Here is a 14,439-nt window from a genome sequence, read left to right as displayed (position 1 = left end):
AAAATGGTATCATTGTATATCTCATTTTTTACCAACCCTTTCACTTTTTATGGACGCTTTGCAACTACCCTTTGCCTTCCGCATCAGCGAGCTGCTACCCATTGCCCGCCTGCTCCGCGCCAGCTACCAGCGCGACCGCGCCGACTTTGTGGACCTGCTGCCCGAGGACTACAAACCCAAGTTCCTGGCCGATTACGACGCGGCCGTGGGGGCCGTGGAGCAGGCCACGCGCAGCAGCGTGGCCGTGGCCCGGCGGCAAACCATCACGGCGCGCATCGATGCGCTGCTGGAGGCCCTGCCACAGCTCCTCAATCGGCTCGAAGCGCGGGTGCGCCGGGCCGAGGGCCTCACGGTGTCGGCCAAGAAGTTCGGCATCGAAGCAGCGCGGCGCGACCGCAACAACGACGAGCACGAGGGCCTGGCCGATTCGCTGAACACCCTGCTCCAAAACATTGAAACCGACAAAACGGCCCTGCTGGCCAAGGGCCAGACGCAGGCCGAAATTGACCAGTTGCAGGAGCTCTACGACGACCTGGTGGCCGACAGCACCGCCCAGGGCAGTAGCCTCAGCGACCAGCGCCTGCTCACGGCCGACAACGTGCAGCTGTTCCGCGCCCTCTACGCGCCGATGAAACAGCTGCTCGATGACGGCAAAAGCCTCTACAAAACCGCCGATAAGACCAAGCTTAAGGATTACACCCTGCGCAACGTGCGCCAGCAGGTGCGTAAGGAGCAGGGCGGCGGGGCTGGGCCGGATGCGCAGCCGGGTTAGTGCTTGGGAGAAGCCAATAGAAAAGGGCACCCGCTTAACGTGGGTGCCCTTTTCTATTGCTTGAATACTCCCTAATGCAAAGTTCAATTATTTATTATCCTGCTCGAGTTTGGACAATAAACCAGGAATCAATGTCTCACTGAATCCTGCTACTACAGCAAACAATATGAATCCCCAAATTGGATTTTCCAATTCAGTCACAATCCCGAACAGTATTTTGCATTTAATAGCAGCATACGATATTACCCCAGCTACTACTGATACAAACACCCTTTCTATAGCATATAAATAGAACAAAATGTTTTGTGCATCTTTTTCAAAAGCAACATCTTTTATTTTCAAACTAACAGATATAAAACCACCAACACTTGCAGCAGCACTAATATAAACCAAATTCTTTATTTGATAATGAATAGGAAATTGGTCCCACCTATAAATTATAAATGATGTTGTGATGAGGCCCATCACTAAGAACAATATTGTCAAAAGATATATTTTCCTATGTGAAAGCTGGGCTTGGTATTCATTTTCGATTTTTTCAAGCAGTGAATCAAATGACTCATTTGCTTCATCTACATGGTCGTTTAAGGCATGTGAAATTATATGCGCTATTTGCGTTTTAATTGATGTGTCATCACTCGCCTTATACAGTTGGCCTTTTATTTGAGAATACTTTATTCTAATACCATCAAATTTCCTTTCTAATCCATCAGGGTCTTCCTTTTTAAGAGGAAATACCATTGTCCTCAATGATTCAGATATGACATCTGTTTTGATTTCGTAGACTTTATACTCATCACCAACAGCAAATATTTTTGTTACCACATTACCCATATGCTCTGTTTTTCCAACTGAAATAGAATCCATAACTCTATTCCTATCTTCTGCATACTTAAAATCTTCAGCAGCCTGCTTTCTTCTACGTGTCGAGAAAATTCTCGCAGTAATCGATTTAAAATCCATCATTTTACTTTCTTTTATTATTTAAAACCCCCGCGCCAGCCAAAGCCGACGCGGGGGTTTCTGTGGGTGCTTAGGCAGCAGCCAAGCTACTACATATTCTTGATAATCTCCTGGCCGAATTCGCTCGTTTTGAGGAGGGTAGCGCCTTCCATCTGGCGTTCGAAGTCGTAGGTCACGCGCTTGCTGGCGATGGCGGCTTCGAGGCCTTTGTTGATGAGGGCAGCGGCTTCTTTCCAGCCCATGTACTCCAGCATCATCACGCCGGAGAGGATAACCGAGCCGGGGTTCACCTTGTCCTGGTTGGCGTATTTGGGGGCCGTGCCGTGGGTGGCTTCGAAGATGGCGTGGCCGGTGCTGTAGTTGATGTTGGCGCCCGGCGCGATGCCGATGCCGCCCACAATGGCCGCCAGCGCATCGGAGATGTAGTCGCCGTTCAGGTTCAGCGTGGCCACCACCGAGTACTCCGAGGGGCGCAGCAGAATCTGCTGCAGGAAGGCATCGGCAATGCTGTCCTTGATGATGAGCTTGCCCTGGTCCACGGCTTGCTTTTGCAGCGCGTCGGCTACCTGTACTCCCTGCTTGGCCACGATTTTATCGTACTGCGCCCAGGTGAACACCTTGCTGCCAAATTCCTTTTCGGCCAGCTCGTAGCCCCAGGTTTTGAAGGCACCTTCGGTGAACTTCATGATGTTGCCCTTGTGCACGATGGTCACCGAGGGCTTCTTGTGCTCCAGCGCGTACTTGATGGCGGCGCGCACGAGGCGCTCGGTGCCTTCCTTGCTCACGGGCTTGATGCCGAACGAGGACGACTCGGGGAAGCGGATTTTCTTCACGCCCATCTCGTCCTGCAGGAATTCGAGCATTTTCTGGGCCTGGGGCGTGCCGTTCATGTACTCGATGCCGGCATAGATGTCCTCCGTGTTCTCGCGGAAGATGACCATGTCGGTCAGCTCCGGCTGCTTCACGGGGGAGGGCACGCCGTCGTAGTAGCGCACGGGGCGCACGCAGGCGTACAAGTCCAGTTCCTGGCGCAGGGCCACGTTCAGCGAACGGATGCCGCCGCCTACGGGCGTAGTCAGGGGGCCTTTGATGCCCACGAGGTAGTCGCGGAAAGCGTCGAGGGTTTCGGTGGGCAGCCAGTTGGTGGTGGCTTTGTAGGCTTTCTCACCGGCCAGCACCTCTTTCCACATCAGCTGCTTTTTGCCGCCGTAGGCTTTTTCAACCGCGGCGTCGAACACCAGCTTGGAGGCCCGCCAGATGTCCGGCCCAATACCGTCGCCCTCGATGAAGGGAATGGTGGGTTTGTCCGGAACGGTCAGCTTGCCGTTTTTAATGGTGATTTTTTGCTCTGCCATGTGAAATTAGTTGTCAGTTAGTAGTTGTCAGTTGTCAGTTTTGTGAAAGCGTTGCCGGGGGCGCGGGGTATCATTCACCCAGGCGCGGGGCCATCAGCCTGACAACTGACAACCAACAACCGACAACTAGAAATCAGTATCCGAAAATCTCCTTCAGCGTGAGCTGCTGCACCTGGCCGTACTTGGCCAGCTCCTTGAAGTTCAGCCGGTCTTTCGAGCCAATAACCAGAATCACCTGGTTTTGTCCGCGAATCTTGGCCAATTGAAACTTCTTTAATTCATCAAAAGTCATTTTTTGGGTGCTCGCGTACACGTCGCGGCGCAGGTCGTAGTCGAGGCCGAGGCGTTTGGCCCGCTCGTAGCTCATCAGGATGTTGCCCTTGGTGATGCGCTCGGTGCTGATGCTGTTGCGGATGGCGTTTTTGGCGATTTCAAGGTTGGCTTCGGCCACGGGCATGTCGGTGAGGAGGGCTTCCATGCCGGCCATGGCCTCGGGCAGCTTGTCGCTCTGCGTGCCGATGTAGCTCAGGTTGTAGTTGGAGCGGCCCAGCTTGTCGGCGTTGGTGTAGCCGGAGTAGGCCGAGTAGGCCAGCGCCTTGCTCTCGCGCAAATCCTGAAACACGATGCTGCCCATGCCACCGCCGAAATACTCGTTGTAGAGCGCCACGGTCGGCACCAAGTCCTTGCTATACAGGTCCCCCTTGGTCAGGAACAGGATTTCAGCCTGCACCATGTTGTAGTCAGCCCAATAGACCTTTTTGTCCTTCAGGGGTTGCTCGGCGAAGTCTTTAGCCGCTGGCGCGGGCGTGAGCTTGGCGGGCGTCTGGTGGTTGGCTTGGAGAATTTGGGTAAGATTGCGAACAGGCATCTTATTGATTATCACCTTGCCGTTTGTGCGCACTGTGTCAATGGTAGGCGCTTCATTCCTAGCCTGTACAAATCCAGATGGTCGCGGCCCGTAATACAGCACGCGATGCTGGTACGAAGTCAACTTTTGAATCAGGGCCGTGAGTTGCTCCGGCTTCAGGGCCTTCAGCTCTTTCTCGCTCAGGATATTCGTGAAGGGGTTTTTCGAGCCATACTTCACGTAGTTCACCATCGCCGAGTTCAGGATGACGCGCTTTTCGAGCTTGGCATCCTGGCGCTGCTTGAGCACGCCGGCCACCATGTTTTTCAGGGCGGCGGCATCGGGCTTGGGCGCGTGCAGCAATTGCTCGAACAGCTTCAGCGCGGGCTCCAGGTTGGCGTCGAGGCCGTTTAGGGTGACGAAGGTGCGGTCGGCACCGCTGCTCACGCTGAACGAGCAGCCCAGCTTGTAGAACTCTTGCTGCAGTTGCGCAGCGGTGTACTTCCCAGCCCCGAGGTATTGCAGGTAGTCGGCGGCCAGACCCCAGCGTGGGTCCTGGTTGTTGCCGAGGTCGAACACGTAGTACAGGTTGAACAGGCCGTTTTCGGCGTTGTGCGTGTAGTACAACGGCAGGCCGGGCTTGATGGCGGTTTCCTGAATGTCCTTCTTGTAGTCAACAAACACCGGCTGCAGTTCCGTGCTCGGCATGGCCGTAAGCTGCTTGTAGTAGGCCGAAGCCACGTCGCGGTTGGCCGGCACGGGCGTAATGGCAGGCTTCACCACCTTCACTTTGTTGGGGTCAGTACCGGTGCGCTTGAATACGGTCACGAAGTTCTGGCCGTAGTTGTCGTTAGCAAATTTCACGATTTCGGCTTTCGTGATGGTGCCGAAATCATCCTGCTGCTTCAGGTAGTCCTTCCAGTCGATGCGCTCAATAAAGGCCTCATACATGGCGCTGGCGCGGGCTTCGTTGCTTTCGTAGCTCTTGGTACGCGTCAGCTTCTCGTTGTTGATGATGGCCGGAACCAGCCAATCGGGGAAGTTGCCGGCTTTCACCTTGGACAGCTCGCCTTGCAGCAGCGCACGCACTTCTTCCAACTTTTGCCCCTGGCGCGGCGTGCCGTAGATGACGTGCGTGGAATAGTCGTCGTTGAGGTCGGTGAACGAGGCCGCTTCCAGCACCTTCTGCTGCTGGTTCAGGTCGAGGTCGATGAGGCCGGCCTGGCCGTTGGTCAGGATTTTATCCAGCATGCGCAGGCGCACGGCATCTTTCGAAGCCTTGCCCGGCAGGCGGTAGCCCAGCATCACGTTCTCCGACTGCGGCCCAACCACTTCCTTGGTAATGGGAGCCGTAATGGGCGCTTCCACCGCCGCGTTGAAAACGGGCACCGGCTTGCTCGGCATCGCGCCGAAATACTTGTCAATGGTGCGAATGGTCTGGTCAAAATCCAAATCACCGCTCAGGCACAGCGCCACGTTGTTGGGCACGTAGTACTGGCCGAAATACTTCTTAATCTCGGTAATTGAAGGGTTTTGCAGGTGTTCAATCGTGCCGATGGTCGTCTGCGTACCGTAGGGGTGCGTGGGGTAGAGTGCGCCGTTCAGCGCCTCGAACTCCTTGTTGAAGTCGGAATCCAGGCCCCGGTTTTTCTCCTCGTACACGGCTTCCAGCTCGGTGTGGAACAGGCGCGGCACCATCTCGCGTAGGCGCTCGGCCTGGATGGCGGCCCACTTCTCCAGCTGGTTGCTGGGAATGTCTTCCTGGTACACCGTCTCCTCGTTCGAGGTGTGCGCGTTGGAGCCTTTCGCCCCGATGGCACCCATTACTTTGTCGTACTCATTCGGCACGGCATACTTGGCGGCCACGCCCGAAATCGAGTCAATCTGGTGGTAGGTGCGCTTGCGAGCGGCAGGGTTGTTGCGCTGGCCACGGTACGTTTCGTACAGGGCCTCAATCTTGTCGAGTTCAACCTTTTCCTTGGCCCAATCCTGCGTGCCCAGTTGCGAGGTGCCCTTGAACACCATGTGTTCGAGGTAGTGCGCCAGACCGGTAGCCGCGGCTGGGTCGTTCTTCGAGCCGGCGCGCACGGCCAGATACGACTGGATACGGGGCGCGTCTTTGTAGTCGGATAGGTAAACGGTCAGGCCGTTCTCCAGCTTATAAATACGGACGCCCAGCGGGTCGCCAGCCACCGATTCGTAACGGTATTCTTTGGGAGCTGCCGGGGCAGCAGTGGCAGTAGCTGTGGGCACAGCCGTCGCAGTTGCAACCGGCTTACTCGATTGACATTGCGTCGCAAATCCTATTACCACCAAGGCCGGAATCAACAGCAGAAAATTCTTTTTCACGAAGGGCGCGGGCAGGTGCAACAGGGGTTTCAAAAAACAAAGGTAGCTGGGTGATAGGGGAATAAAAAACAAAATTTCATCTTATCTTGCAAGGTTATTCTGTCCTCAGACAAGCGCTGAATTGCGCGGGCACTTCCTCCCCAAACGTTTGCGGAGCCTCGTTCTGTGCAACCCTTATTTTGTAGTAGCATCCGAGCTGCTTTCGCGGCAATTAGCAGCAATAGTTTTGCAAGAACATTGTAGAGACGCGACACTTTGCGTCTCAGCGTTGAACGACAACGGCTCAACGAAACCCAACGGCGTGGCCCCGGAGACGCGAAGGGTCGCGTCTCTACATCGTTCTAAAAGCTTTGGCTGCGCTGGCTTAAAACTCGTTTTCCAACCCCAGCCGCTGCTTGGCCTCGCGCAGAGCCGGGAACCGCTCGGCCAGATACTCGAACTTATCGGACGAAGTATAGAGCTTGCGGGCCGTGGGAGCGGCTTGCGTTACCACCGGCTGCACGTTGAGGCGGGGGTTGCCGGTGCGGCGGCGCAGGTCGGCGAGGAATTCCACGCGCATCTCGTTGAACTGGTCGACCTGGATAGGGTTATCGACGGCCAGCTCGATGTGGTGTTCGGCATTGGCCGATATGGGGCGGTTCAGGACCCAGAATTCGCTCATGCGGTCCTGAGCGCGGCGCTCTTCGGCCAACTCCTGCCAGATGCGCTGGAGCATGGCGGGGTCGGTGGGCGCTACCGGGCCGGTAACTACGGGCTCGGCCAAAGCAGCGGCCGACGAAGAAGCGGCAGCCCGGGCGCTCATGTTCTTGAGACTGGGCAACTTACTCGCCAGGCTGGGGATTTTGGCGAAGGCCGCCTGCGGCGTAGCACGCGGGGCTGGCTCAATGCCTTCGAAGCTGGGCACGCCGATTTCGACGTGCGGCAACGTATCGCGCATTTGGTGGCGCTCGGTAATTGCGGCAGCCGGGTCGTCCTCAATGCTGGGCGTGTCGTGCAACTCCTCCACCCCGTTTTCGACCGGCAACGGGTCAGGGCCATCGGCCGGAGCGGGGCCGGTGGCAACGGGCGCGCCCGCTGGCATGGGCAGCGGCGCAGCCGCAGCGGCCGAGCGCGGCGTAGAATTGTAAGGAGCAGCCGGCGACTCGGTAGCATAAGCTGCAGGTGCGGCGTATGAAGCTGAGGCAGCTGGAGCAGCGGCAGAAACTGGCGCAGCTGCGATAACCGCCGAAGGAACAGCTTGGGTATGGCCGTTGCTGCCGTTGCTGGACGCAACTGCTGCTACTGGCGCGAAGTCTCCCCCATCATTCAGGCCACTAGTTTTTTTTTTAGCGTCGCCGTTGGAGGCGGGAGCAAGCTCGCGGACGAACTGCACGGCTCCGTTCAGATAGGCCAGCTTCATCAGGGCCAGCTCGACGTGGAGGCGCTGGTTTTTGGCCTGCTTGAACTCGCGGTCGCACTGGCTGATGAGGTTGAGGGCGGAAAGCAGGAAGGCCAACGGCGCGGCCTGGGCCTGCTGCACGTACTTCTGCTTGATGCCTTCGGACACTTCTAGCAGCTGCACGGTCACGGCATCTTTGCAGACCAGCAGGCCGCGCAAGTGCTCGGCGGTGCCCACCACGAAGTTGTGCAGGTCGAAGCCGTTCTGCATCACTTCATCAAGCAGCAGCAGGGCAGCCGAGAGGTTTTCGGTCAGCAGGCCGTCGACGAGGCGGAAGTAATAGTCGTAGTCGAGGATGTGCAGGTTTTGCACCACCTCTTTGTAGGTGAGGTTGTTGCCGCCGAAGGTCACCATCTGGTCGAACATCGACAGGGCGTCGCGCAGGCCACCGTCTGCTTTCTGGGCCAGCAGGTGCAGGGCATCGTCTTCGGCGGTGATGCCTTCTTGGGTGGCCACGTAGCGCAGGTGGCCGCGCATGTCTTCTACCTTGATGCGGCTGAAATCGAAAATCTGGCAGCGCGACAGGATGGTGGGGATAATCTTGTGGCGCTCGGTGGTGGCGAGAATGAAAATGGCGTAGCTCGGCGGCTCTTCCAGCGTTTTCAGAAACGCGTTGAAGGCCGCGTTCGAGAGCATGTGCACCTCGTCGATGATGTAGATTTTGTACTTGCCGGCCTGCGGGGCGTAGCGCACCTGCTCCACCAGCGAGCGGATATCTTCGACCGAGTTATTGGATGCCGCATCCAGCTCGTGCACGTTGAACGAGGCATTGTCCTGGAAAGCCACGCAGGACGCGCAGGTACCGCAGGCCTCAGTTTCGGGGCTGAGGTTGGTGCAGTTGATGGTTTTGGCCAGGATGCGGGCGCAGGTGGTTTTGCCTACGCCGCGCGGGCCGCAAAACAGGAACGCCTGGGCCAGGTGGTGGCTCTGAATGGCATTCTGCAGCGTGGTGGTGACGTGCTGCTGCCCCACCACGCTGCGAAACGTGGAAGGACGGTATTTGCGGGCCGAAACGACGAAATTATCCATAAGTTCTGTCTACAAAGTTACCCAGAAATGGGCGGCTTTGGAAGCCGTCTGTCATCCTGAGCGCAGCGAAGGACCTTATCACGCTGGCACAGTTTATAGTAGAAAATCAGCCGGTTTTTCCATCAACAAACGTGTTACTGCGCATCGTTCGGCCGTGAGAAGGTCCTTCGCTGCACTCAGGATGACAGCTGTTAAAAATGAAACCCTCCCTCCTTTCGCATCGTTTCAACTTCACCGCGTACCTTCGCGGCCCGTCTGGCCTTTCGAGGCGACCACGGGACTCGTTCTTTACCATTTGGGGATGACCGGAATTGACAGCTTGCGCAAATTGCGGGTAAGCGTGCCAGGAGTTGATGGAAGCTCTCCTGTCAAAAAATCTATCAACAATCAACTGGCGACTATTCGTACGCCATGGCTGCCTAATTCAGAATTAGGTAATGCCATCGTTCCGCTCGGGTAAGTTTCTACACCTGGGAGTTCGGAGCGTCGTAAGTAGAAAATAGCCTTCGAGGAGCTGTGACTCGGGGGCGAAACCCAACTGCAGCTAGGGGCGGTGCAAAGGCCTGATGTGCGCCTGTACCGCCATGAAAATCCAAGCATAGATACGCACGTAGAAAGCACGTTGATTTCCTTGTCTGGACCAGGGTTCGAATCCCTGCATCTCCACTTTAAACCCCGTTTGCCTGGTGCAAACGGGGTTTTTTGGTTTCCAGCCCGGGCCAAAATCAACCGTTTGCACACGCTACTCCCACTTCATTTCCCCATTCTGCGATGCTGAACTATACCCGCCAGCTGCTGGCACTTTGCTGCCTGGTCCTGCTTTGGAACAACGCCCAGGCCCAAACCATCAAGTCGCCCAACGGGCAGCTGACGCTCACTTTTGCCCTGCAAAACGACGGCGTGCCCACCTACCGCCTCACCTACAAAAGCCGCGACGTCATCAAGACCAGCAAGCTGGGGCTGGAGCTAAAAAACGCGCCTAGCCTCACCAGCGGTTTTGCGGTGGGGGAGAGCAAGCAGCGCACGTTTGATGAAAGCTGGACGCCGGTGTGGGGCGAGGTGAAAACCATTCGCAACCACTACAACGAGCTAGCCGTGACGCTGGCGCAGGCGGCCAGCGGCCGGAGCATTCGGGTGCGGTTTCGGGTGTTTGATGACGGGCTGGGCTTCCGCTACGAGTTTCCGCGCCAAGCCAAGCTCGATTACTTCACCATCAAGGAGGAGCGCACGCAGTTTGCGCTGGCCGGCGACCACAAGGCCTTCTGGCTGCCCGGCGACTACGATACGCAGGAGTACAGCACGATGACTTCGAAGCTGTCAGAAGTGCGCGGGCTGATGAAGTCGGCCGTGACGGGCAACGCCTCGCAAACCACTTTCTCCCCTACCGGCCTGCAGACGCCACTTATGCTCAAGAGCCAGGACGGGCTGTACATCAACATCCACGAAGCAGCGCTGATTGACTACTCCTGCATGAACCTAGAGCTCGACGACAAGAGCTTCGTACTGGAATCACACCTCACGCCCGATGCGGTGGGCGATAAAGGCCTGATTCAGACGCCGGCGCTCTCACCCTGGCGCACGGTGATTGTGAGCGACAAAGCCGGGGATATTCTGGAATCGAAGCTGGTGCTGAACCTGAACGAGCCCACCAAATTCAAGGATACCAGCTGGATAAAGCCGGTGAAGTACGTGGGCGTGTGGTGGGAGATGATTACGGGCAAGAGCACGTGGTCGTACACCAACATGGACAACATCAAGCTCGACTCGGTGGACTTCCGCACGGTGAAGCCCAACGGCACGCACGGTGCCAACACGGCCCACGTGAAGGAGTACATCGACTTCGCCGCGCTACACGGCTTCGACGCGGTGCTGGTGGAAGGCTGGAACACCGGCTGGGAAGACTGGTTCGGCAAGCACAAGGACTACGTGTTTGACTTCGTGACGCCCTACCCCGATTTCAACGTGGCCGAATTGCAGCAGTACGCCGCCAGCAAAAAAGTCAAAATCATCATGCACCACGAGACCTCGGGCTCGGTACGCAACTACGAGCGGCACCTGGATTCGGCGTTTACCTTCATGAACAAGTACGGCTACAACGCCGTGAAAACCGGCTACGTGGGCGACATCGTGCCGCTGGGCCACCACCACTACGACCAGTGGCTGATTAACCACTACAACTACGTGCTGGAAAAAGCCGCCGCGCACCACATCATGGTGAACGGTCACGAGGCCGTGCGCCCCACCGGCCTGGCCCGCACCTACCCCAACCTCATCGGCAACGAGGCAGCCCGGGGCACCGAGTACGAGTCCTTCGGCGGCAACAACGCCGACCACACCACCATCCTGCCCTTCACGCGCCTCATCGGCGGGCCGATGGACTACACGCCCGGCATCTTCCAGACAAAAATCAGCATCCTCAACCCGAAGAATAATTCTTTCGTGCACAGCACCCTGGTACGGCAAATGGCCTTGTACGTGACCATGTACTCGCCCCTGCAAATGGCCGCCGACCTGCCCGAGCACTACAACCAGCACCTCGACGCCTTCCAGTTCATCAAGGATGTGGCCGTGGACTGGGACGAAACCCACGTGCTGGAAGCGGAGCCCGGCGATTACATCACCATTGCCCGTAAGGCCAAGGGCAAGAGCAGCTGGTTTATCGGCAGCACCTGCGATGAAAACGGCCGCACCTCGAACATTAACCTGAGCTTCCTCGACCCCGGCAAAAAGTACGTGGCTACCATCTACGCCGATGCCAAGGACGCCCATTACGAGAAGAACCCGCAGGCCTACACCATCCGCAAGATGCCTGTGACGCGCAAGACCAAGCTGGCACAGTACTGCGCGCCGGGCGGCGGCTACGCCATCAGCGTGATGGAGGCGCGGTAACGGTTGGCACAGAGCACGATATCTGCACTCTCTTTTTTCTGAAAAAGCTCCTTGCTAATTGGCAAGGAGCTTTTTTGTAAACCGGTAGCAGGCATCACCAGTTGAGGCTCTAGCTTATCAGCTTGTTTAAATCACCGTTTTGATGAACCTACTACCCTCTATACACCGACTTTTGCGGCTGCCTTTGTCACCTAACTGGCTTGCTCACTTAAGAAACCGTTTGAGGGCGGCTTGCAGTTCGGCGCCTTGCAGGTTGGCAGCCACGATTTTCCCGCTGGGGTCAATCAGCAGATTCATCGGGGTGCCAGGGTAGCCATACAGTCGTTCTATTTCCCTTTTCATGCCATCCAAATCTGATAACTGTGTCCAGGCCAAGTGGTCGTCGTCAATGGCTTTTATCCATCGTTCACGGTTATTTTCGGTGTCGAGCGACACCCCCAAAATGTCGAACTTAGGACTTTTGAAGGCTTGGTAGGCTTTCACGAGGTTGGGGTTTTCCGTACGGCAGGAACCGCATGAATGCCAAAAGGCCAGCAGCACGTACTTGCCCCGGTAATCGGCCAGCGAAACCGACTTGCCGGCGGGTGTTTTCTTGGTGAAGTTTGGCGCCAGCTGGCCCACGGTCGTGGCTTTTAAACCCTGCACCAGGTCCCCGTAGATGCGGCCGGGGCGGCTGCTCTTCAGTTCGGGGCTAAGAGCGGCGTAGAGGGGTCCCACTTCCTCGTATTGGCGTTTCGTAAAGACTCCCATGTCCCACAAGGCCATCAGGCTCACCCAGGAAGCGGGGTGGGTTTTAATGAAGGCGGTATAGGCCTGCGCGTACTGTTGGGGTGTGGCTTTGGGCGGCACCGCTGCGTAGAGCTGCTGGTGTTCGGTGGTGAGGGGGCCACCGGTAATGGTCGTCGTTGCATCGCGCAAGCTCCCTTCGCTAATGACAACGACCGGGGTAGGCTCCAGGAAAACGCTGGTAGCGTTGGTCATGACGGCGTTCGGATGATACCCGTTAGCCTGCACCACCAAGTCGGCGCGCGTGGGCAGTACGGCACTTCCTGTCAGCTCGAATGCCCCGTTGGTGAGGGTGGCCGAGTCGACCAGTTCCTCGTTTCTCAAGTAGACTTTGTTGGGTGCATTCAACGCGCCAATTTTACCGCTGATGTGATAGGTAAAAGGCTTTTGGGCCAGCGACAAGCCCGGGACTAGCAGTAAAAGGGCGAGGAAAGAATTTGTCATTATTGGCTCGGGAAGTAACAGGCTCGAATACATACCGAGCAACGTGCTGTCCTGTAGAATATTGCTCCTTTCAACAAACGGCAGGAATGGGCCCACACCGAGTGGCCAGGCTGCTCGCGTAACGCGGGGCGAGTTTACGAAACTCGTCTACGAATCAACGTTTACGAAATGCCCAAAGGGGATGAGTTTCGTAAACGCCCACTATCCCCAGAATTGTCCGGGAACAAGCAGGAATACCCACCTCTGTATTGTCAATTTAGAGATGCTGTTTCATCCATTTAATTGAACTCGCTTGGCATTCCGTGCCTCACATTTTCTGAGAGGACAGCTAGCTCACTAATTCTGCAAACAGTCGCTCCAGGGTGGCAGCTGCATCGGCGGTGCGGCCCGGGTGCAGCGGCGAGCACTGCACCACCGTGCTACGCGTTGCCGTGAGCCAACGGAACCGCTCAGCCACTGCCAGCTGCCCGATGACGCCGCCAGCCGTTTTCCCCTGGCAGATTTGCTCAAATGCGCGCAGGCGGGCGGCTACTTCGGTTTGCTCGAGCGCCGGGGCGAAGGCGTTCAGCCGGGCTTCGGGCAGCAGCCAGCGCACCTGCAAAAAGCCCAGGCCCCGGCAGTACAGCACCACGCCTACGTTCAGAAACTCTTCGCGCTCGACGCGGGGCACCACCCGCAGCACGGCGTACTCAAATACGTGCATGGCGGGCGTCGTTGATTTCCTGAACAAAAGCTGCGGACTGGGCCAGGCGGTTCTCTAGAAAGCCGGCGTAGGCGGCGCGCTCCTCGGCGGGCGTACCGGCGGCGTGGGTTAGCCACTCGTCGGGCACCAGGGCTACGATGCTGCGAATGACTTCGGGCGTGAGGCGGGCGTGGCCGAGGGCATCGGCGGCGGTCAGCTCGGTGGCTTGGGGCAGCAGCACGTGGGTTTTAATCTGCGGAAACGGGCGTGGGCGTGGCGCAGCCCACTCGGGGCCGGCGTGGTGCACGTAAAGGGCCGCGCCGTGGTCAATCAGCCACAATTCTTTGTGCCACATCAGCATGTTGGTGTTGCGCGCGGTGCGGTCCACGTTCAGCGTTAGGGCATCGAGCCACACGATGAGCGAGGCCATCTCGGGCTCCACAGTCGTTACCAGTGCATCATAAGTAATGGCCCCCGATAGGTAGTGCAGCGCCAGATTCTGGCCGGTACTGGCTTGCAGCAGGTCCTGGATTTCTTCGTCGGGCTCGGTGCGGCCGAAGGACTCATCGAGCTCGCAGAATACCAGCTCAGGCACGCGCAAGCCCAGCACGCGGGCTATTTCGCCCACAATCAGCTCCGCAATCAGCGCTTTCACGCCCTGGCCCGCGCCGCGAAATTTTACCACGTAGAGGAAGTTGTCGTCGGCTTCCATCAGGGCCGGCAGCGAGCCGCCCTCGCGGAGCGGCGTTACGTAGCGCGTGAGCACCACGGTGCGGAGTTCGAGGGCAATCTTTGCCGGCATAAGGGGAGCAGTTGGACACGGCCGGGAACAGGGGAAATGCCGCGCCCACAAAGAACGTCATGCAGAGCGCAGCGAAGCATCTC

At 57.4% G+C, this 14,439-nt stretch carries 9 protein-coding genes and 1 other RNA gene; 3 read left to right on the top strand and 7 right to left on the bottom strand.

Going from position 1 to position 14,439, the window contains the following annotated elements:
- Positions 1-49 precede the first annotated feature (49 nt).
- The gene (locus ABD837_RS14315) at positions 50-772 is read left to right on the top strand and encodes a hypothetical protein (RefSeq protein WP_345055774.1); all 723 of its coding nucleotides are present in this window, start codon (positions 50-52) and stop codon (positions 770-772) included.
- 87 nt (positions 773-859) lie between these two features.
- On the opposite strand, the gene ABD837_RS14310 is transcribed toward ABD837_RS14315, so the two are convergent.
- The 4 genes from ABD837_RS14310 to ABD837_RS14295 all read right to left on the bottom strand — a co-directional run bounded on the left by ABD837_RS14310 (position 860) and on the right by ABD837_RS14295 (position 8,753).
- Positions 860-1,738 (bottom strand): hypothetical protein, encoded by an 879-nt coding sequence (locus ABD837_RS14310; protein WP_345055772.1) that lies wholly within the window; start codon positions 1,736-1,738, stop codon positions 860-862.
- 86 nt (positions 1,739-1,824) lie between these two features.
- Entirely contained in the window at positions 1,825-3,090 is a 1,266-nt protein-coding gene (gene icd, locus ABD837_RS14305) for an NADP-dependent isocitrate dehydrogenase (protein ID WP_345055770.1), read from the bottom strand.
- Between the two features lie 133 nt (positions 3,091-3,223).
- On the bottom strand, positions 3,224-6,319 hold the full coding sequence (locus ABD837_RS14300; protein WP_345055768.1) for a M16 family metallopeptidase: 3,096 nt from the start codon (positions 6,317-6,319) through the stop codon (positions 3,224-3,226).
- A 331-nt stretch (positions 6,320-6,650) separates the two neighbouring features.
- Positions 6,651-8,753 carry a DNA polymerase III subunit gamma/tau gene (locus ABD837_RS14295; RefSeq protein WP_345055766.1) on the bottom strand — a complete coding sequence of 701 codons (2,103 nt, stop codon included), beginning with the start codon at positions 8,751-8,753 and terminating at the stop codon, positions 6,651-6,653.
- A gap of 297 nt (positions 8,754-9,050) precedes the next feature.
- Here ABD837_RS14295 and ssrA point away from each other — a divergent pair.
- Together ssrA and ABD837_RS14285 are read left to right on the top strand one after the other, a co-directional pair.
- Positions 9,051-9,422: a transfer-messenger RNA gene (gene ssrA / locus ABD837_RS14290) on the top strand.
- A 102-nt stretch (positions 9,423-9,524) separates the two neighbouring features.
- Complete coding sequence (locus ABD837_RS14285) at positions 9,525-11,642, top strand: glycoside hydrolase family 97 protein (protein WP_345055764.1); 2,118 nt, start codon at positions 9,525-9,527, stop codon at positions 11,640-11,642.
- A gap of 204 nt (positions 11,643-11,846) precedes the next feature.
- Here ABD837_RS14285 and ABD837_RS14280 read toward each other — a convergent pair whose 3' ends face one another.
- The 3 genes from ABD837_RS14280 to ABD837_RS14270 form a co-directional block, all read right to left on the bottom strand.
- Positions 11,847-12,872: a redoxin domain-containing protein gene (locus ABD837_RS14280; protein WP_345055762.1), complete on the bottom strand. Its 1,026-nt coding sequence runs from the start codon at positions 12,870-12,872 to the stop codon at positions 11,847-11,849.
- Positions 12,873-13,200: 328 nt separating this feature from the next.
- Positions 13,201-13,575, bottom strand: coding sequence for a DUF3037 domain-containing protein (locus ABD837_RS14275; RefSeq protein ID WP_345055760.1), 375 nt, complete (start codon positions 13,573-13,575; stop codon positions 13,201-13,203).
- A complete protein-coding gene (locus tag ABD837_RS14270) occupies positions 13,562-14,356 on the bottom strand; it encodes a HipA family kinase (RefSeq protein WP_345055758.1) in 795 nt (264 codons plus the stop codon). The genes ABD837_RS14275 and ABD837_RS14270 overlap by 14 nt, the downstream gene beginning before the upstream one ends.
- Between the last annotated feature and the right edge of the window lie 83 nt (positions 14,357-14,439).

The organism is Hymenobacter glaciei, from assembly GCF_039539585.1.
GTDB classification, from domain to species: domain Bacteria; phylum Bacteroidota; class Bacteroidia; order Cytophagales; family Hymenobacteraceae; genus Hymenobacter; species Hymenobacter glaciei.
The sequence above is the reverse complement of the archived record's forward strand: the minus strand, read 5'-3'. Positions and strand labels throughout refer to the sequence as shown.